We start from the raw sequence: 17,226 nt of genomic DNA on the forward strand, positions 1-17,226 counted from the left end.
GGCCGCTGATGCGGATCGCCCGGATCCAGGCCGACGGCGGCGCCGCGGTCGTCGCTCTCGTCGCGGAGGAATGGCGCGAGATCGAGGACGCCTTCGCCGCGGAACCGGTCGAGACCGGCCGCCGCTGGCCGGTCGCGGGCGCTCGCCTCCTGGCTCCCGTGGTGCCCCGCGTGATCCTCGGGATGGCGCACAACGGCTCCGCGGCCGATCGGCAGCTGCCCCCGCAGGCGTTCCAGAAGACCGCGCACACGCTGGCCGGGCCCGGCGATCCGATTCTCCTCGACGCCGGCATCGGCCCCGTGAACGTCGAGGGCGAGCTCGCCCTCGTCATCGGGCGCACCGCCCGCCACCTCACTCCTGCGGGCGCGCTCGAGCATGTGCTCGGCGTCACCGTTGCCAACGACGTCACCGCCCCCGGGATGATCGCGGCCGACAGTCTCTTCCTCCAGGGCAAGAACGGCGACGGCTGGACCCCGCTCGGCCCGTGGATCCAGACCGGAGTGGATCCCGACACGGTCGGCATCGCCGTGATCGTCGACGGCGAGCAGCGCGCGCTCTCCTCCACCGACCGTCTCGGCTGGCGCGCCGCCGAGATCCTGGTGCACCTCACCGCGCACCTGACGCTGCACCCCGGCGACGTGGTGCTCACCGGCTCGCCCGGCACCGCCGTCCCGGTCGAGCCCGGCCAGGAGGTGCGGATCGCGCTGACCGGGGTCGGCGAGCTCGTGAACCGCACCGTCGCCGGGACCGGGCGCGCGGCGCCTCCGCGGCCCTGACCTCCGCTCCGACTCCCCTTCCGCTCCGACCCCTTTCCCGCTCCGACCCCTTTTTCCGCTCCGACCCCTGGAGGAAGCGTGCTCTTCGACCTGACCGACCGCGTGGCGCTCGTTACCGGATCCAGCCGCGGCATCGGCCGCGCCGTCGCCACCGGCCTCGCCGAGGCGGGCGCCACCGTCGTGCTGAACGGGCTCGATCCCGTCCGCCTGGAGGCCACCCGCGCCGAGCTCGCCGAGCGCTTCGCTGGCGCAGACGGCCGCCCGCGGATCCACGCCCGCGCCTTCGACGTCACCGACGACGCAGCCGCGGAGGCCGGAGTCGCCTGGATCGAGGAGGCGGTGGGTCCGCTGCGCATCCTGGTCAACAACGCCGGGGTCCAGCATCGCGTGCCACTGCTCGACCTCGACGTCGCCGACTGGGAGCGGGTGCTGCGCACCAACCTCACCAGCGCCTTCGTGGTGGGTCGCGCGGCGGCGAAGCGGATGATCCCGCGCGGCGCCGGGAAGATCGTCAACGTCGCCTCGGTGCAGGCCGACCTCGCGCGCCCGACGATCGCGCCCTATACGGCGTCCAAGGGTGGGATCCGCAACCTCACCCGGGCGATGACAGCGGAGTGGGCGCAGCACGGCATCCAGGTCAACGCGATCGCGCCGGGCTACATCCACACCGAGATGACCCAGAAGCTCGTCGACGACGAGACATTCAACTCCTGGATCCTCGGTCGCACCCCCGCCGCGCGCTGGGGCCGCGTGGAGGACCTGATCGGCCCGGCCGTCTGGCTCGCCTCCGACGGCTCCGACTACGTCAACGGGCAGGTCGTCTTCATCGACGGCGGCATGACCGTCGTCGTCTAAGCCCCCCGCGCCCCGCCCCGCCCCTCGCATCGAACGGACCTCGCATGCCCCTCTCCCTCCCCGCCTCGACCACCCGAGTCGTCGTGCACGCCGCCGGCGACCTCCGCGTCGAGGAGGCGCCGTTGCCGGCGCGCGGCCCTTCCGACGCCCTTGTCGCCGTCGCCTACGGTGGGATCTGCGGTTCCGATCTGCACTACTGGACGCACGGCGCGGCGGGCGAGTCGATCCTCCGCGAGCCGCTGACCCTCGGCCACGAGGTCGTCGGAACGGTCGTCGAGGCCGCCGCCGACGGCACCGGTCCCGCGACCGGCACAGCCGTCGCCGTCCACCCCGCGACCGCCCACGGCGAGTGGCCCGACGGGCGCCCCAACCTCGCCACCGAGGGCACCTACCTCGGCAGCGCCGCGCGGATGCCGCACACTCAGGGGGCGTTCGCCCGGCACGCGGTCCTGCCGGCTCGGATGCTCCGCCAGCTGCCCCCGGGGCTGTGGCTCCGAGAGGCGGCGCTCGCGGAGCCGGCGAGTGTCGCCTGGCACGCGGTGTCGCGGGCGGGCGCGGTGTCCGGACGGCGCGCGCTGGTGATCGGCAGCGGCCCGATCGGAGCGCTGATCGTCGCGGTCCTCAAGCGGGCCGGTGCAGCCGAGATCGTCGCGGTCGATCTCGCGGAGGAGCCGCTCGCCATCGCCCGCGCGGTCGGAGCGACCCGGACGATCCGCGCGACCGACGCCGACGCGATCGCGGAGGTCGCCGCCGATGTCGTCTTCGAGTCCTCGGGTAGCCCGCGCGGGTTGATGTCGGCCGTCCGCGGCGCGGCGCGCGGCTGTACCGTCGTCATGGTCGGGCTCCTGCCCTCGGGTGAGCAGCCGGCGCTGATCTCGCTCGCGATCACGCGGGAGCTGCGCCTCATCGGCTCCTTCCGCTTCGTCGACGAACTCGACGAGGTGCTGGCGGCGCTCGCCGACGGCAGCCTCGAGGTGGAGCCGGTGGTCACCCAGGTGCTGCCGCTGGAGCGCGCAGTCGAGGCCTTCGAGCTCGCCCGCGATGCCTCGCGCTCGAGCAAGGTGCTGCTCGACTTCACCTCCTGACCCCTGCCGCCGGGCCTGGAACCGCCCGAGCGTTCGGCCTCGCCTCGGCCGCGGCGCCGCCGGAGCACTACCGTTACCTCATGGCGTCCACTGATACCCCCGCTTCCGCCCCCGAGGCCGACACCGCCCCCACGCTCACCTTCTCCGACCTCGGTCTCAGCGACCCGGTCCTCAAGGCCCTCAAGGAGGTCGGCTACGAGACGCCCTCGGCTATCCAGGCCGCGACGATCCCGTCCCTCCTCTCCGGCCGTGACGTCCTCGGCGTCGCGCAGACCGGCACCGGCAAGACCGCGGCGTTCGCGCTGCCGATCCTCTCGCGCCTCGACCTCGCGCAGAAGACACCGCAGGCGCTCGTGCTGGCTCCGACCCGCGAGCTCGCGCTCCAGGTCTGCGAGGCGTTCGAGCGCTACGCGTCAGGTCTGCGCGGCGTCCACGTCCTCCCCGTCTACGGGGGCCAGGGCTACGGCACCCAGCTCTCCGCGCTGCGCCGCGGCGTCCACGTCGTCGTCGGCACGCCCGGCCGCATCATGGACCACCTCGAGAAGGGCACCCTCGACCTTTCGGCGCTGAAGTACCTGGTGCTCGACGAGGCCGACGAGATGCTCAAGATGGGCTTCGCGGAGGACGTCGAGACGATCCTCGCGGACACCCCCGTGGAGAAGCAGATCGCGCTGTTCTCGGCGACGATGCCCGCGCAGATCCGCCGTATCTCCGGTAAGTACCTGAAGGAGCCGGAGGAGATCACGGTCAAGAACAAGACCACGACCTCCGTCAACACCACCCAGCGCTACCTGATGGTGTCGTACCCGCAGAAGGTCGACGCCCTCACCCGCATCCTCGAGGTCGAGAACTTCGAGGGCATGATCGTGTTCGTCCGCACGAAGAGCGAGACGGAGACGCTGGCCGAGAAGCTGCGCGCCCGCGGCTACACTGCGGCGGCGATCAGCGGAGACGTGCAGCAGGCCCAGCGCGAGCGCACCGTCGAGCAGCTGAAGTCGGGCAAGCTCGACATCCTGGTCGCCACCGACGTCGCCGCCCGCGGACTCGACGTCGAGCGGATCAGCCATGTCGTCAACTACGACATCCCGATCGACACCGAGTCGTACGTGCACCGCATCGGCCGCACCGGTCGCGCGGGGCGCAGCGGAGCGGCGATCAGCTTCGTCACCCCGCGCGAGCGCCGCCTCCTCTCGGCGATCGAGAAGGCCACTCGCCAGCCGCTGACCGAGATGCGGATGCCGAGCGTCGAGGACGTCAACGTCACGCGCCTCTCCCGTTTCGACGACGCGATCACCGCGGCCCTGGCCGATACCGAGCGCCTGCAGCGTTTCCGCGACATCATCGGCCACTACGTCGAGCACCACGATGTCGTCGAGTCGGACGTCGCCGCCGCGCTGGCGATCGTCGCCCAGGGCGAAGAACCGCTGCTGCTGTCGCCGGACGACCCGCGCTTCGCCCGGCGCGAGCGCGAGGACCGCGACTCCCGGCCCGATCGCGGCGACCGGCCCGACCGCGGCGACCGCTTCGACCGCGGCGGTGACCGAGGCGAGCGCCCCGAGCGCCGGCAGCGCCCGGCCAACAGCACCCTCGTCTCCTACCGGATCGAGGTGGGCCGACGCCAGCGCGTCGAGCCCCGCCAGATCGTGGGGGCGCTCGCGAACGAGGGTGGCCTCAATCGCGGTGACTTCGGCCACATCGACATTCGCCCGGACTTCTCGATCGTCGAGCTGCCCGCCGACCTGCCGCAGGAGGTGCTCGATCGCCTCGCTGACACCCGCATCAGCGGCCAGCTGATCGAGCTCAAGCCGGACCGCCGTCCGAGCCGCGCCGGCGCTGACCGCGGCGGACGCCCCGCCGGCCCCAGCCGCACCACGGAGCGCCCGGAGCGCAAGCCGCGCTACTGACGCCCTCCGCGAGATGCCACTTATGCGGGCCGATACCGGCGTGTCGCCCTCACAAGTGGCATCTCGCGGAGGGGGGAGCGGAGGGGGGCGGGGCGAGGGGGGAGTTAGCGGCGGAGGATGTGGCGGGCCAGGATGTTGCCGAGCAGTTGGACGAGCTGGACGATCACGACGATCACGAGCACCGCGGCCCAGGTGACGACCGGCTCGAACTGGCGGTAGCCGTACTGGATCGCGAAGTCGCCCAGCCCACCCGCGCCGATCGCACCGGCCACCGCCGACATGTCGATGACGGCCACGACCACGAACGTGTAGCCCAGGATCAGCGGGCCGAGCGCCTCCGGCAGCAGGACCGTGCGCACGATGCGGAACCGGCTTGCTCCGACCGAGCGCGCGGCCTCGATCACGCCGGGCTGCACGGTCAGGAGGTTCTGCTCCACAATGCGCCCGATGCCGAACGCGGCGCCGAGCGAGAGGGTGAAAACGATCGCATTCGGGCCGATGCCGGTGCCGACCACGAGCCGGGCCAGCGGCTGGGCTGCGGCGATGAAGATGATGAACGGAATCGGGCGGAACACGTTCACGATCACGTTGAGCAGCCCGTACACCACCCGGTTCGCGAAGAGCGCGCCGGCGCGGGTGAGCGCGAGGCCCAGGCCGATCAGCAGGCCGCCGAGCCCGCCGAAGACGAGACTCAGCGCGACGATGTACAGCGTCTCGCCGGTGGCGTCGCGGAGCTTGGGCAGGAGCGGGATCAGCTCGTTCATCGAGGTACCTCCGTGAGGGCGACGTGTCCGCTGAGGCGGGCGAGGAGGGGATCGACGTCGTCGTCCGGCGCGTCGAGGGCGACGGTGAGGTGGCCGAAGGCCCGTCCACGCACGTCGGTGATGCCTCCGTAGACCAGCTCCAGCGGCACTCCGGCCGCTGCGACCTCGGCGAAGACGTCGCCCTGCGAGGCGGAGTCGTCCGAGAACGAGAGCGTGACGAGTCGGCCGCGGTGGCGCGCGCGCAGCACCGCCGCCTCCGCTGGCGAGGGCACCGAGCGGACGACCGTGGAGACGAAGCGGCGGGTGACCGGCTCGCGCGGGGCCGAGAACACGTCGAAGACGGGGCCGCGCTCCACGATGCGACCTGACTCCATCACCGCGACCTTCGTGGCGAGCCGGCGCACCACGTCCATCTCGTGGGTGATCACGACGATGGTGACGCCCAGCTCCTCGTTGATCCGGCGGAGCAGGGCCAGCACCTCGCCGGTGGTGTCGGGGTCGAGCGCGCTGGTGGCCTCGTCGGCCAGCAGGATCCGCGGGGAGGCGGCGAGGGCGCGGGCGATTCCGACGCGCTGCTTCTGCCCGCCGGAGAGCTGCTCCGGATGACTGCGGGCCTTCTCGCTCAGCCCGACGAAGCGGAGCATCTCGTCCACGCGCGAGCGCTGCTCCGCCCTCGGCATGCCCGCGACCTGCAGCGGGTATGCGACGTTCTGGCGCACGGTCTTCGAGCCGAACAGGTTGAACTGCTGAAAGACCATGCCGATCCCGAGTCGCAGACGGCGCAGCTCCCGCTCGGGCAGCCCGACCGTCTCACGCCCGTCGATCTCGATGCTCCCGCTGGTGGCGGGCTCGAGGGCGTTGATCAGGCGGGCGAGCGTGCTCTTGCCGGCGCCGGAGTAGCCGATCACGCCGTAGACGTCACCCGCCTCGATCTCAAGGCTGACTCCGTCTACGGCCGTGGTCGGGGCCGCACGGCGCCCGCTGCCGGGGTACACCTTGTGCACGTCGGTCATCCGTATCAGCGGCACGAGGTGCCCTTTCTGTTGCGTGCGAACGCGGAATCGCGCCGGTCGACTCGCTCAGGGAGTATCGACCGGCGCAATCCTGCGGGGAGCCAGGGTCAAGAAGCGGCAGCGATGTCCTTCTCGGCGGACTGGAGCGAGGTCGTCAGCGTGCTGGGTGCGGTCTTGAGGAAGACCGCCGTGCCGCCGGACTGCTTCGAGACGCCGTCGAGCACGTCCTGGCTGTCCTGATAGAGCGAGACCAGCTTGGTGTACGTCGCGTTCTCGGCGTCGTCGGCGCGGGCGGCGAAGATGTTCGTGTAGAGCACGGAGGCGGGGTCGCTGGGGTCGTCCTGCGCGATCGCGTCCTCGGCCTTCAGACCCGCGTTCTCGATGAAGTCGTTATTGATGACCGCGGCGGCCACATCCGGGAGCGATGTGGCGGTCAGCGAGGCTTCGAGCGCGGTGACCGTGACCTTCGAGGAGGGCTCCACGTCGTCGACGTTCGAGAGCACTCCGCCGCCGCCCTTGAGCGTCACGAGTCCGGCCGACTGCAGCACGAGTAGCGCGCGGGCCTGGTTGGTCTCGTCGTTGGGGATCGCGATGGTGGACCCGGCGGGGATGTCGGCGATGTCGTCGTACTGCGAGGAGTACAGGCCGAGCGGGTAGATCGCGGTCGCACCGATCGGCACCAGGTTGGCGCCGGCCGCGGTGTTGTACTGCGCCAGGTAGGCGATGTGCTGGAACTGATTGAGGTCGATCTCGCCCTCGGTGAGCGCGGGGTTGGGCTGGTTGTAGTCGCTGAAGTCGACGATCTCGACGTCGATCCCGGCGTCGGCAGCGGCTTTCTGGTAGGTGGCCCAGTAGGGATCGCTCGCGCCGACCACGCCGATGCGGACGGTGTCGCCGCCGCCGTGCGCGCCGGAGCATCCGGCGAGGAGGAGGGCGGCGGAGGCGGCGATCGCGGTGCTCGCGAGGAGTCGAGTGCGCAGGGTCATGGCTGTGGGGGTCCTTCCGTGGAGAGCGTGATCACCTTATGAAGGTGGTCCCTGCCGCGCGAATCCCCTCCGTAACACGGCGACTCGGAGCCGCTCGATCACCCTGCGAGCGAGCCGTCCCGGCCCGTCGAGGCCTCGTGCTTGGCGATCCGCATCGCGATCGCATCCCGCTCGGCCCGGAGCGACGCGATGGTCGGCTTGTCCAGGCGCGGGTCGGCGAGGTCGGCGAAGGGGCTCGCGATGCCGGTGCGCGCCGAGACGAGCGCGGCGTACGTCTTCGTCGCGGCGCGGAGTTCGGCTCCTGCCCGTTCGACCTTCCGCGGCTTCGACGATTTATCCAAGACGAGTAGGGCGTGCTTGTCGAGGGCTTCTACCAGTGCGCGATGCGCCGCATCGATCTTCTTGCTCATAGGCGCATTATGACGTGGGTCCGGGCCCTGCGCCGACCGGGGGCGAGTTCTACCGGGGCTGGCCCGTGGTGACTCTGAAAAGAGACGGGCAGATCTCACATGAACGTCGTCGGTTTGATACCTAGGGTCGAGCACATCCGCGCTCCCCGCAGGTCCTGGACGAGGAGGCGGCGCGATCCGAGAGGACCGTCTCCCGTGTTCTTTAGCCGACGACAACTCCTCGTCACCGCCATCAGTAGCGCGCCCGTCGTCTTGGCGGCCGCGGTGGCCGATCCCGCCGCAGCCGCCACCGCCTCCGCTCCATCCGCTCTCGCCGCGACGATCGAGCCGGGGGAGGTGACGACCCTCCATTTCCCGAGCGCCGACTTCTCGAAGCGCCGGTCGGTCGCGTACTCGCTGTCCGAGCAGGTGCGGCTCAGCAGGCCGAGCGCGATCCGGGTCGTCGTCGAGTACGACAGCCGGTTGTTCAGAGCGACGGAGAGCGCCGTCGTCTCGCACGGCGAGCACTTCACGTCCTGCCCCACCGAGCGCTCGGAGCGGCAAGCGCCGGATCGCTCGAGTGCCTCCTACTCGGTTCCCGACCTCTCCGACGGCGACTCGTCGCCTCTGCTCTGCGTCGGCGTGCCGCTCTCGATCCGGGACGCCTACCCGGCGGAGAACATCGATGCTCCGCTGCCCCTCTCGGTGACGATTCAGGACGAGGCGGGCGCGGTGCTCGCCAGCATCGAGTGGAGTGCCGACGAAGCGCCCGCGGTCGCAGCGGCGTGGGGCGTGGAACTGGACGCCTCCTGGGGCACCGTCGGGGGTTCCGACTCGAAGAGCAAATACCGCGTCCCGCGCTCGATCCGCTGCACGAGCGTCGGCCCGGCCGCCGTGCCCGCCGGCTCCGTTCTCACTGTCGAGTTCGACGCGCGGATGATCGCCGCGTGCAGCGTGGCCGGCGTCACTCCGGTCCCGGCGCAGCCGCAGGGCGACGACGGCGCGGGGAAACCGAGCGCTCTCGTCCCCTGGGACTCCTCCGCGCTCGACATCGTCGAGTCGGCGACCGGTGAGCGTCGGACGCTCCGCATCACGCTGAACCGGGCCATCGACGCCGGAGCGTCCCTCGACGTCGCTGTCTCGGCGTCGCCCGTGGATCCGGTGCCCGCGGCGGTATCGAGTGTCGTCTACGCATCGGCCGCGTTCTCGGGCCCTGCGGGGGCGCGGACGACGGGACGCTCTAGCGCGACGGATCTCACGTACTCCGGCTTGCCGCAGGTCAGCGGCGTCACCACGGGAACAGTCTGAGAGGGAGAGCAATGTCGGATGAATGGGTCTTGAAATCGCAGCAGTGGGTCAATTCCACCTATCGGGGGGCCGATGGCTTCTCGCCCGCACCCGAGACGGGGACGAGCGGCTGGAGCACGATGTTCGCTCTGACGCGGGCGCTCCAGATCGAGCTGGGAATGTCCGAACACTCGGACAGCTTCGGCTCGGCGACGCTTGCGGCGCTCACCAGCAAGTACCCGTCGATCACTGACGGGACGACGAACAAGAACATCGTCGCGCTTCTCCAGTGCGCCCTCTGGTGCAAGGGGTACTGGGGTGGAACGCAGTGGAAGAAGCTCGACCAGAAAACCTCGTCGGCGATAGCGACTCTGCGCACCGACATGGGATTCGCTGCCGCGGCGGACGTCACTCCGAAGATCATGAAGAGCCTGCTCACGATGGACTCGTACGTCCTCGCGTCCGGCGGCTCGTCGCTGACCCGCAGCATTCAGCAGTCGCTGAACAAGCGGTACATCGACCACGCCGACTTCTTCGTCCTCCCCTGCGACGGCACAGCCTCGCGCGGAATGCAGCAGGGTCTGATCTTCGCGCTCCAGTTCGAAGTGGGGATCGGCGACGGAGTGGCCAACGGCGAGTTCGGCCCGATGACGCGGGCGAAGCTTAAGGACGCCGCCGGGTCGACGACGCCGGGCACCGTCGACTCCTCCGCATACCTGATCCATCTCCTCCAGGCGGTACTGATCGGCAACGGCTACTACACCGACGGCCCTTATGACGGCTCGTACAGCCCGGCAGTGGTCGCCGCGGTGCGGGCGTTTCAGGAGTTCGCGGCGCTACCCGCGTCCGGGAATGCCGACTACGCGACGTGGTGCTCGCTCTTCGTCAGCTCCGGCGACCCGGAGCGGACCGCGAAGCAGGGCGCTATCGCGGCCGATTGCAGTTCCGATCACGTCACCCAGGCCCGTGCGCGCCTGCTCACCGAGAACGGCTACCGGATCATCGGGCGCTACCTCTCGAACACGCCTGTCTCCGACTACCGCGACAAGAAGATCCAGCCCGGCGAACTCGAGGTCATCACCGGAGCCGGTCTGCGCGTCTTTCCGATCTTCCAGGAGGGAGGCGAGGCCGTCGAGGACTTCTCGTACGCGCGCGGATTCACGGCCGGCCAGAAGGCCCATGCTGCAGCCCGCGGTTACGGCTTCACGGCCGGTGTGACGATCTATTTCGCTGTCGATGTCGACGCGCTCGAATCCGAGGTGAACAGTGCTGTCGTGCCGCATTTTCAGGGAGTGAAGGACGGCTTCGCCAGCGTCAGCAGCCCTTTCGCGGTGGGGATCTACGGCGCCCGCAACACCTGCCGGATTGTGCGTGAGAAGGGCCTTGCGAGCCTGAGCTTCATTAGCGGAATGTCCACCGGATACAGCGGCAACCTCGGCTTCCCGCTCCCGCAGGGTTGGGCCTTCGACCAGGTGAAGACGCTGACACTCGGGTCGGGCTCCGACGCGATCGAGATCGACAAGAACATCGCCTCCGGCCGCGATCCGGGAGCCGAGTCCTTCGATCCTGCGCAGACCTTCCCCGACTACGCGGACTGGCTCTCCAGTCGCGCCAAGGGCTTTGCTTCGTCCCCCGGCGGAGTCGGGGCCGACGACCTGGTGCTCCAGTTCTTGCGTACCCCCTGCTATGTGGACGGGCTGTGGGAGCGCGTCGCCGGTCCGGTGAATCGCGACTTCGTCTCGGTCGTGGAGAGCGAGAAGCACGAGCGCGTCTTCCACACGATCGGCCCGGAGGTGTCCACCTTCATGCCCGTCGAGCGCCTGGCCCTGGCGATGACCGGCGCCCGCCGCTACGGGGTGCCCGCCGATCCGGGGACCTCGAGCGCCGGCGATCTGCTGGGGTGGGCCGGTGACCTCACGCGGATCCTCGTGCAGTTCCTGCGCACGCGGAACGCAGGTCAGCAGCCGGATCCGTACCAGTTCGCCCGGGCCACGATCGGCCGCAGCGGACGGTTCGACAGCGGCGCTCACCAGGCGGACGTCGATGGCTGCGTGCTCGGCCTGCTGACGGCGGGAGGGGCGACCTCGGTCGCGTCGGCGGTGCGCCGCTACTACTCCGACGGATATCACACGAGATACCGGCAGTTCCTCGACGCCCGTTTCGGTGGGCGCGCCGAGAACGCCTCCGCCGCCGCGGTGCACTGGTTCACGACGTCCGACTCCGCTATCGCCGACGTCCGCGCGGCCTTCCTCGCCCGCGACGAGAACCGGATCGACGGCTCGACCTCGCCGTCCGACGCTGACATCAGCGCGGTCGCGAAAGCCTGGGCCGATGACCTCACGGAGCGCCTCACCGCGAAGTGAGCGCCGGGCGGAACGTGGGTTCCTGACGTCAGCGCGGGACGGGAGTGGCTACTGAGGAGGCGGCGGCGCTGGTGGCTACGGCGTCGAGGACCCGCTGCACGTCGAGAGCGTCGGCGAAAGTCGGCGTGACAGCGGTGCCGCCGGCGATCGCCTCGATCAGGTCGACGACCTGATGCGTGAAGAGGTGCTCGTAGCCGATGCCGTGTCCGGTCGGCCACCACGCGGCCATGTAGGGGTGCGCCGGCTCGGTGACCTGGATGCGGCGGAAGCCCTGCGCCTCCTCCGGGTCGCGGGCGTCGTAGTACTCCAGCTCGTTCATCCGCTCGAAGTCGAAGGCGATCGAGCCGAGTTCGCCGTTGACCTCGATGCGGTTGGCGTTGCGGCGGCCCGTGGCGACGCGGGTGGCCTCGAAGACGCCGAGGGCACCACCCTCGAATGCAGCGGTGAAGGCTGCGGCGTCATCGACGGTCACGGCACCGCGGGGTGCGTCGGCGCCCGCGTGGCCGCCGAGGCCGACCTGCTCGCTCAGCACGGGGCGCTCGGTAGTGAAGGTGCGCAGCGTCGCCGAGACGGACCTGATGTCGCGGCCGGTCAGCCACTGAGCGGTGTCGATGCTGTGCGCGCCGATGTCGCCGAGAGCGCCCGAGCCGGCGCGCTCCTTCTGCAGGCGCCAGGTCAGCGGCGCCTCGGAGTCGGAGAGCCAGTCCTGCAGGTACTGGGCGCGGACGTGACGGATGTCGCCGAGGCGGCCCTCCCCGATGAAGCGCTTGGCGAGGGCGAGTGCGGGGGTTCGGCGGTAGCTGAAGCCGCACATCGCGATCGTCCCGGAAGCGGCGGCCGCGGCGACCATCCGCTCCGCCTCCTCGACGGAGTTGGCGAGCGGCTTCTCACAGAGCACATGCTTGCCAGCCTCGAGGGCCGCAATCGCGATCTCGGCGTGAGTGTCGCCGGGGGTGCAGATGTCGACGAGGTCGATGTCGTCGCGGGCGATCACGGCGCGCCACTCCGTGGAGGCCTCGCTCCAGCCCAACCGCTCGGCGCGCTCCGCGGTCGAGTCGGGGTTGCTCCCCACGAGCACGGCGAGCTCGGGGCGCAGGGGGAGGGGGAAGAAGCGGGAGGCGGTGCGCCAGGCGTGCGAGTGGGTGCGGCCCATGAAGGCGGTCCCCACCATCGCGACGCGCAGGGCTCGGTCGTTCGACATCGTCGTCCTTTCGTCGGCCGTACGACCCTGCCACGGGTCGGCTTCGTCCGGCTACCTCCGGATCGGTCTCGACCAGCGGCGAGCTTCGGTACGAACGGGAGCGCGGCTGGGACACTGAACTACCGGAGGCATATCCCTGCACGGCATCCAGCACGCCATCGAGTGGAGACTACATGTATGACGACGCAAGTCCTGTGACAGACCCGTACACGCCCTTTCCCTCCTTCGACGAGTGGGAGGGGCGAGGGGCGGACGTCGCACTGGTCGACACGTTCGCGGAGATGCTCGCATCTGAACGCGCCGACGCTCCAGGGGAGCTGTGGCAACGGATGTTGGACATAACGAACAAGTGGGCGGCGGTTGATACCGGCGCCATCGAGAATCTATACGAGGTCGATCGCGGGTTCACTTTCACAGTAGCTGCCACCACGGTCGCCTGGGCTCGTATACCCGAGCAAAAGGGCGACGACGTTGCTCGCGTAATTGCCGATCAACTCGCCGGATACGAGCATGTTCTCGACGCGGCGACCCAGAATGTTCCGATTAGCGAGTATTGGATTCGAGGTCTCCACGAAGTCCTATGTCGCTCCCAAGAGACCTACCGTGTTCTCACGTCGGTCGGCTGGCAGGAGCGCCCTCTTCAGACAGGCGCATACAAAAAGGACCCGAACAACCCGCTCAACCTCGCTTCGAACCGTGTTCATAGCTACGCGTCCCCCAACGACGTCGTTCCCGAAATGAATCGGCTCATTCAAGAGTTGCGCTCGCCCCGCTTCCACGATGCGCCGCCAGTCGTGCAAGCGGCGTATGCGCACTACGCGTTCGTGTGTATTCATCCGTTTCCGGATGGGAACGGCCGGGTCTCCCGCGCGCTCGCCTCCGTGTATCTCTATCGGGCCTACGGTGTCCCTATCGTCATTTTCTCCGACCAGAAGGCGCGATACCTCGACAGTCTTGAAGCTGCAGATGCCGGTAGGGGAGGCCGATTCACAACGTTCTTCCGCGACTGTGTGATCGATACTATTAACCTCATCCGGACCGAGCTGGAATCCGCCCGGACGCCCGACGTCGCCGACCAGCTTACGGCGTTCGAATCCCTCCTCACGGGTCGGGGAGGTCTCGAGCATGAGATTCTCGATGAGACGGCGGGTCGATTGGTGAATCTTCTTTCGGACTGCGCACAGGTCGTTGTCACTTCGACCGTGTTACGGCCACCCCTGGCGCTTCAGGCGTACATGTCGTCCAGTCGTAGGGGCCTGAGGGAGGGATACAGGCAGACCCGGTCCGCGCAAGCCCCTACCTTGCAGCTTGAAAGCGGTTCCCCTGCAAGGGCCACAGCCGAGCAAAGCTTCTTCGTTCAGATCGCTCGTCCAGACACGGACGGCGCTGATTTCATCGTGCTGGACAGGAGCGGAACGATCGTCCAGCACGTCTTTCTTCGTGAGGTCTACCCAGTCATCTCGGAGGGTCTTCGACTGCGAACCGCGCGAATGATGGAGAGTAAGGTCAAAAATCTCCTCGCCGAAGTCTCTGTGGCAGCGGAGCAAGCGCTCCGCGAGGCCGGGTGCGGCCGCTAGCAGAAGCGGAACCGGAAGCAACGCATATTGACAGGCCGACGACCGCCCACGAGGCGCTGGAAGACGGCGTGCCCAGGGCTCAGTGAGGCGACGCGCCCGGGCTGCACGGACATGAGCGTGTTCATAAGGTTCGGAGAGCGCTCTACCACGGACAGAATGTCTCAACTGACGCCGTCAGATGTGGCGTAATCCCGCGGATCCCCGACCTGGTGCGGTAGCAGGGAGGCCGCCGGGCGACTGGGCGATCGCCCGAACCACCTTCGAATCGGTTCAGAACTTTTGCTTGACCCGCGACGTAAGTGGAAGTAGCTTCGTCCGCATGGTCACCGCAGACCCCCGCAGCCCTGCTGCACAGCCTCTTCCCCGCCCGTCCGACGAGTCTCAGCAGCTGCTTCTGCAGATGCGCGGAATTGTGAAGGTCTTCCCCGGCGCCCGTGCCCTGGACGGCGTCGACCTCGATGTCCGACCCGGTGAGGTGCACTGCCTCCTCGGCCAGAACGGCGCCGGCAAGTCCACCCTCATCAAGACCCTCGCCGGGGCCCACCAGCCCACCGAGGGCGAGATCCTCGTCGACGGGAACGTCGTCACGATCCCGTCCCCCACCGCCGCCCTCGCCCTGGGCATCGCGACGATGTACCAGGAGTTGGACGTGGTCGACGGTCTCTCGGTCGCCGAGAACATCTTTCTGGGCCACGAGCTCTCCCGCGGTGGCTTCACCGCCCGCGCCAAGGCGACGAGAGTCACCCGGGAGCTGATGGAGCGCCTCGGCCACTCCGAGATCTCGCCGAACCGCGAGGTCGGCAGCCTCCCCGCCGCAGGCAAGCAGATCGTGCAGATGGCCCGCGCCCTCTCGCACGACGCGCGGGTGATCGTCATGGACGAGCCCTCTGCCGTGCTCGACTCCGAGGAGGTCGAGAACCTCTTTCATGTGGTCCGTCAGCTGACCGCCTCCGGTGTCGCCATCGTCTACATCTCGCACCGCCTCGACGAGATCCGCGCCATTGGCGACCGGATCACCGTGATCAAGGACGGCGCGACCGTCGCGCAGAACCTCGCCGTCGCCGACACTCCGACCGCGCAGCTCATCACCCTGATGACCGGCCGCGCCGTCGAATACGTCTTCCCGGACCGCCAGGAGCTGGACACCGAGGCCGAGACGCTACTGAAGGTCGAGAAGCTGGGCCTGCAGGGCTCCTTCTCGGACGTGTCGCTCGAGATCCGCGCCGGCGAGGTCGTCGGCCTCGCGGGTCTGGTCGGCTCCGGCCGCTCCGAGATCCTCGAGACCATCTACGGCGCGCGCCGCGCGAGCACCGGCACGGTCAGCGTGGCGGGCAAGCGCCTGCGCGCCGGATCCGTCACCTCGGCCGTGGACGCCGGTATCGGCCTGTGCCCGGAGGAGCGCAAGAGCCAAGGCCTGCTTCTGGACGAGCCGGTGTACCGCAACATCACCCTCTCGACCTTCGGCCGCTTCGCCAAGCGCGGCTTCCTCGACGAGCGCTCCGAGCGCGCGGCGGCGGCCGAGCAGGCGGTCTCGCTCGACCTGCGGCCCTCCGGAGTCGACCGCGACGCCCGCACCCTCTCCGGCGGCAACCAGCAGAAGGCGCTCCTTGCCCGCTGGCTCGTGCGCGGCTGCCGCGTCCTGCTGCTCGACGAGCCGACCCGCGGGGTCGATGTCGGCGCACGGGCCGAGATCTACACCCTGATCAGGGACTTAGCGACCAACGGCGCCGCCGTGCTCGTGGTCTCCAGCGAGATCGGCGAGGTCCTCGGACTCTCGGACCGAGTCCTCGTGATCTCCGACGGCGCCGTGGTCCATGAGGGCCCAGCCCATTCGATCGACGAGCACCGCGTGCTTGATCTCGTCATGGAAGGAAGTGCAGCGTGAGCGGACAGCTCGACACCGCGGCCCCGTCGCTCGGCGGACCGCAGGAGGACGCCGCCCGTCACCCGTCGGCCGCAGCGGGGGGCACCTCGGGCGGAGCCCCGTCCAAGGACGCCCGCTCGGGGCTGGCCAGGACCATGCAGGGCTCGCTGGGTCGCAACGTCGGCCTGCTGCTGGCGCTGGTGATCCTCTGCATCGTCGGATTCGCGACCGCGGGGGAGCGCTTCGCCAGCGTCGACAACGTGCTCACGATCCTCCGACTCGCCGCCGTGATCGGCGTGCTGAGCATCGGGATGACCTTCGTCATCACCTCCGGCGGCATCGACCTCTCGGTCGGCTCCGTGATGGGGCTCGCGACGGTCTGGGCGAGCACGGTCTCGACGCAGTACTACGCGGCGAACACCTCGTGGCTGGTGATCGTGCTCACCGCGGTCGTCGTCGGCCTCGTCTGCGGTCTGATCAACGGCGCGTTGATCGCCTACGGCCGGGTCGTCGCCTTCATGGCAACCCTGGCGATGCTGGTCGCCGCGCGCGGGTTCGCCGAGCTGATCTCGAACCGCCAGACCCAGGTGGTCACCGTCACGCCGTTCCTCGACTTCTTCCGCGCCGACGTGTTCGGCATCCCGGTGCTCGTGCTGATCTTCGTGGTCGTCGCCGTCGCCGGCTGGATCCTGCTCAACCGCACCACCTTCGGCCGCCGCACTATCGCGGTCGGTGGAAACCCGGAGGCGGCCCGCCTCGCCGGCATCAAGGTCCGCCGCCACACCATGTACGTCTACGGCCTCGCCGGGCTCACCGCCGGCATCGCCGCCGTCATGATGCTCGCCCGGACCACCGCGGGCAGCTCGACCAACGGCCTGCTCTACGAGCTCGACGCCATCGCGGCGGTCGTGGTCGGCGGCACGCTGCTGGCCGGTGGCCGCGGCACCATCGTCGGCACCGTCTTCGGCGTCCTCATCTTCACGACCCTGACCAACGTCTTCACCCAGAACAACATGTCGACCTCGACGCAGGCCGTCGCGAAGGGCGCGATCATCGTCGCCGCCGTCCTGCTGCAGCAGCGGTTCGCCGCCCGCGGCAGGAAGTCCTAACCCCGGGGCTCCGGCCCCGCTCCTCCACACCCAGCACCCAGCCGACCACTCAG

At 69.4% G+C, this 17,226-nt stretch carries 14 protein-coding genes; 9 read left to right on the forward strand and 5 right to left on the reverse strand.

All coding sequences use genetic code 11. From position 1 onward, the window contains the following. Nucleotides 1-8 precede the first annotated feature (8 nt). The 4 genes from C1O28_RS14505 to C1O28_RS14520 all read left to right on the forward strand — a co-directional run bounded on the left by C1O28_RS14505 (nucleotide 9) and on the right by C1O28_RS14520 (nucleotide 4,620). A complete protein-coding gene (locus tag C1O28_RS14505) occupies nucleotides 9-776 on the forward strand; it encodes a fumarylacetoacetate hydrolase family protein (protein WP_097166882.1) in 768 nt (255 codons plus the stop codon). Between the two features lie 78 nt (nucleotides 777-854). Beyond that, nucleotides 855-1,631, forward strand: coding sequence for an SDR family oxidoreductase (locus C1O28_RS14510; protein WP_097166883.1), 777 nt, complete (start codon nucleotides 855-857; stop codon nucleotides 1,629-1,631). Nucleotides 1,632-1,675: 44 nt separating this feature from the next. After that, nucleotides 1,676-2,716: an L-idonate 5-dehydrogenase gene (locus C1O28_RS14515; protein ID WP_097166884.1), complete on the forward strand. Its 1,041-nt coding sequence runs from the start codon at nucleotides 1,676-1,678 to the stop codon at nucleotides 2,714-2,716. A gap of 80 nt (nucleotides 2,717-2,796) precedes the next feature. Beyond that, nucleotides 2,797-4,620, forward strand: coding sequence for a DEAD/DEAH box helicase (locus C1O28_RS14520; protein WP_097166885.1), 1,824 nt, complete (start codon nucleotides 2,797-2,799; stop codon nucleotides 4,618-4,620). A 104-nt stretch (nucleotides 4,621-4,724) separates the two neighbouring features. Here C1O28_RS14520 and C1O28_RS14525 read toward each other — a convergent pair whose 3' ends face one another. The 4 genes from C1O28_RS14525 to C1O28_RS14540 form a co-directional block, all read right to left on the reverse strand. Next, nucleotides 4,725-5,384 (reverse strand): methionine ABC transporter permease, encoded by a 660-nt coding sequence (locus C1O28_RS14525; RefSeq protein ID WP_097166886.1) that lies wholly within the window; start codon nucleotides 5,382-5,384, stop codon nucleotides 4,725-4,727. Beyond that, entirely contained in the window at nucleotides 5,381-6,397 is a 1,017-nt protein-coding gene (locus C1O28_RS14530; RefSeq protein ID WP_097166887.1) for a methionine ABC transporter ATP-binding protein, read from the reverse strand. Before C1O28_RS14530 ends, C1O28_RS14525 begins: the two co-directional genes overlap by 4 nt. Before the next feature lie 107 nt (nucleotides 6,398-6,504). After that, entirely contained in the window at nucleotides 6,505-7,383 is an 879-nt protein-coding gene (locus C1O28_RS14535) for a MetQ/NlpA family ABC transporter substrate-binding protein (protein ID WP_097166888.1), read from the reverse strand. Between the two features lie 98 nt (nucleotides 7,384-7,481). After that, the gene (locus C1O28_RS14540) at nucleotides 7,482-7,793 is read right to left on the reverse strand and encodes a hypothetical protein (RefSeq protein WP_097166889.1); all 312 of its coding nucleotides are present in this window, start codon (nucleotides 7,791-7,793) and stop codon (nucleotides 7,482-7,484) included. 195 nt (nucleotides 7,794-7,988) lie between these two features. On the opposite strand from C1O28_RS14540, the gene C1O28_RS14545 reads away from it, so the two are divergent. Both C1O28_RS14545 and C1O28_RS14550 read left to right on the forward strand, forming a co-directional pair. Continuing rightward, the gene (locus C1O28_RS14545) at nucleotides 7,989-9,080 is read left to right on the forward strand and encodes a hypothetical protein (RefSeq protein ID WP_097166890.1); all 1,092 of its coding nucleotides are present in this window, start codon (nucleotides 7,989-7,991) and stop codon (nucleotides 9,078-9,080) included. A gap of 11 nt (nucleotides 9,081-9,091) precedes the next feature. Further along, on the forward strand, nucleotides 9,092-11,422 hold the full coding sequence (locus C1O28_RS14550) for a glycoside hydrolase domain-containing protein (protein ID WP_097166891.1): 2,331 nt from the start codon (nucleotides 9,092-9,094) through the stop codon (nucleotides 11,420-11,422). Nucleotides 11,423-11,450: 28 nt separating this feature from the next. On the opposite strand, the gene C1O28_RS14555 is transcribed toward C1O28_RS14550, so the two are convergent. Further along, a complete protein-coding gene (locus C1O28_RS14555) occupies nucleotides 11,451-12,623 on the reverse strand; it encodes a Gfo/Idh/MocA family protein (RefSeq protein ID WP_097166892.1) in 1,173 nt (390 codons plus the stop codon). Between the two features lie 173 nt (nucleotides 12,624-12,796). Here C1O28_RS14555 and C1O28_RS14560 point away from each other — a divergent pair, with 173 nt between their 5' ends. From C1O28_RS14560 to C1O28_RS14570, 3 genes are all read left to right on the forward strand, one after another. Beyond that, nucleotides 12,797-14,200, forward strand: a complete 1,404-nt coding sequence (locus C1O28_RS14560; RefSeq protein WP_097166893.1) for a Fic family protein — start codon at nucleotides 12,797-12,799, stop codon at nucleotides 14,198-14,200. 400 nt (nucleotides 14,201-14,600) lie between these two features. Then, nucleotides 14,601-16,085 (forward strand): sugar ABC transporter ATP-binding protein, encoded by a 1,485-nt coding sequence (locus tag C1O28_RS14565; RefSeq protein WP_237398072.1) that lies wholly within the window; start codon nucleotides 14,601-14,603, stop codon nucleotides 16,083-16,085. A gap of 134 nt (nucleotides 16,086-16,219) precedes the next feature. After that, the gene (locus tag C1O28_RS14570) at nucleotides 16,220-17,173 is read left to right on the forward strand and encodes an ABC transporter permease (RefSeq protein WP_097166920.1); all 954 of its coding nucleotides are present in this window, start codon (nucleotides 16,220-16,222) and stop codon (nucleotides 17,171-17,173) included. The last annotated feature ends 53 nt before the right edge of the window (nucleotides 17,174-17,226 follow it).

Source organism: Rathayibacter rathayi (assembly GCF_004011095.1).
Lineage (GTDB): Bacteria > Actinomycetota > Actinomycetes > Actinomycetales > Microbacteriaceae > Rathayibacter > Rathayibacter rathayi.

What these genes read in the sequence shown, in the direction of transcription:
- C1O28_RS14525 (WP_097166886.1), bottom strand. Translation starts at nt 5,384, where the DNA reads ATGAACGAGCTGATCCCGCTCCTGCCCAAGCTCCGCGACGCCACCGGC.
- C1O28_RS14565 (WP_237398072.1), top strand. Translation starts at nt 14,601, where the DNA reads ATGCGCGGAATTGTGAAGGTCTTCCCCGGCGCCCGTGCCCTGGACGGC.
- C1O28_RS14530 (WP_097166887.1), bottom strand. Translation starts at nt 6,397, where the DNA reads ATGACCGACGTGCACAAGGTGTACCCCGGCAGCGGGCGCCGTGCGGCC.
- C1O28_RS14515 (WP_097166884.1), top strand. Translation starts at nt 1,676, where the DNA reads ATGCCCCTCTCCCTCCCCGCCTCGACCACCCGAGTCGTCGTGCACGCC.
- C1O28_RS14520 (WP_097166885.1), top strand. Translation starts at nt 2,797, where the DNA reads ATGGCGTCCACTGATACCCCCGCTTCCGCCCCCGAGGCCGACACCGCC.
- C1O28_RS14540 (WP_097166889.1), bottom strand. Translation starts at nt 7,793, where the DNA reads ATGAGCAAGAAGATCGATGCGGCGCATCGCGCACTGGTAGAAGCCCTC.
- C1O28_RS14555 (WP_097166892.1), bottom strand. Translation starts at nt 12,623, where the DNA reads ATGTCGAACGACCGAGCCCTGCGCGTCGCGATGGTGGGGACCGCCTTC.
- C1O28_RS14535 (WP_097166888.1), bottom strand. Translation starts at nt 7,383, where the DNA reads ATGACCCTGCGCACTCGACTCCTCGCGAGCACCGCGATCGCCGCCTCC.
- C1O28_RS14505 (WP_097166882.1), top strand. Translation starts at nt 9, where the DNA reads ATGCGGATCGCCCGGATCCAGGCCGACGGCGGCGCCGCGGTCGTCGCT.
- C1O28_RS14550 (WP_097166891.1), top strand. Translation starts at nt 9,092, where the DNA reads ATGTCGGATGAATGGGTCTTGAAATCGCAGCAGTGGGTCAATTCCACC.
- C1O28_RS14570 (WP_097166920.1), top strand. Translation starts at nt 16,220, where the DNA reads ATGCAGGGCTCGCTGGGTCGCAACGTCGGCCTGCTGCTGGCGCTGGTG.
- C1O28_RS14560 (WP_097166893.1), top strand. Translation starts at nt 12,797, where the DNA reads ATGTATGACGACGCAAGTCCTGTGACAGACCCGTACACGCCCTTTCCC.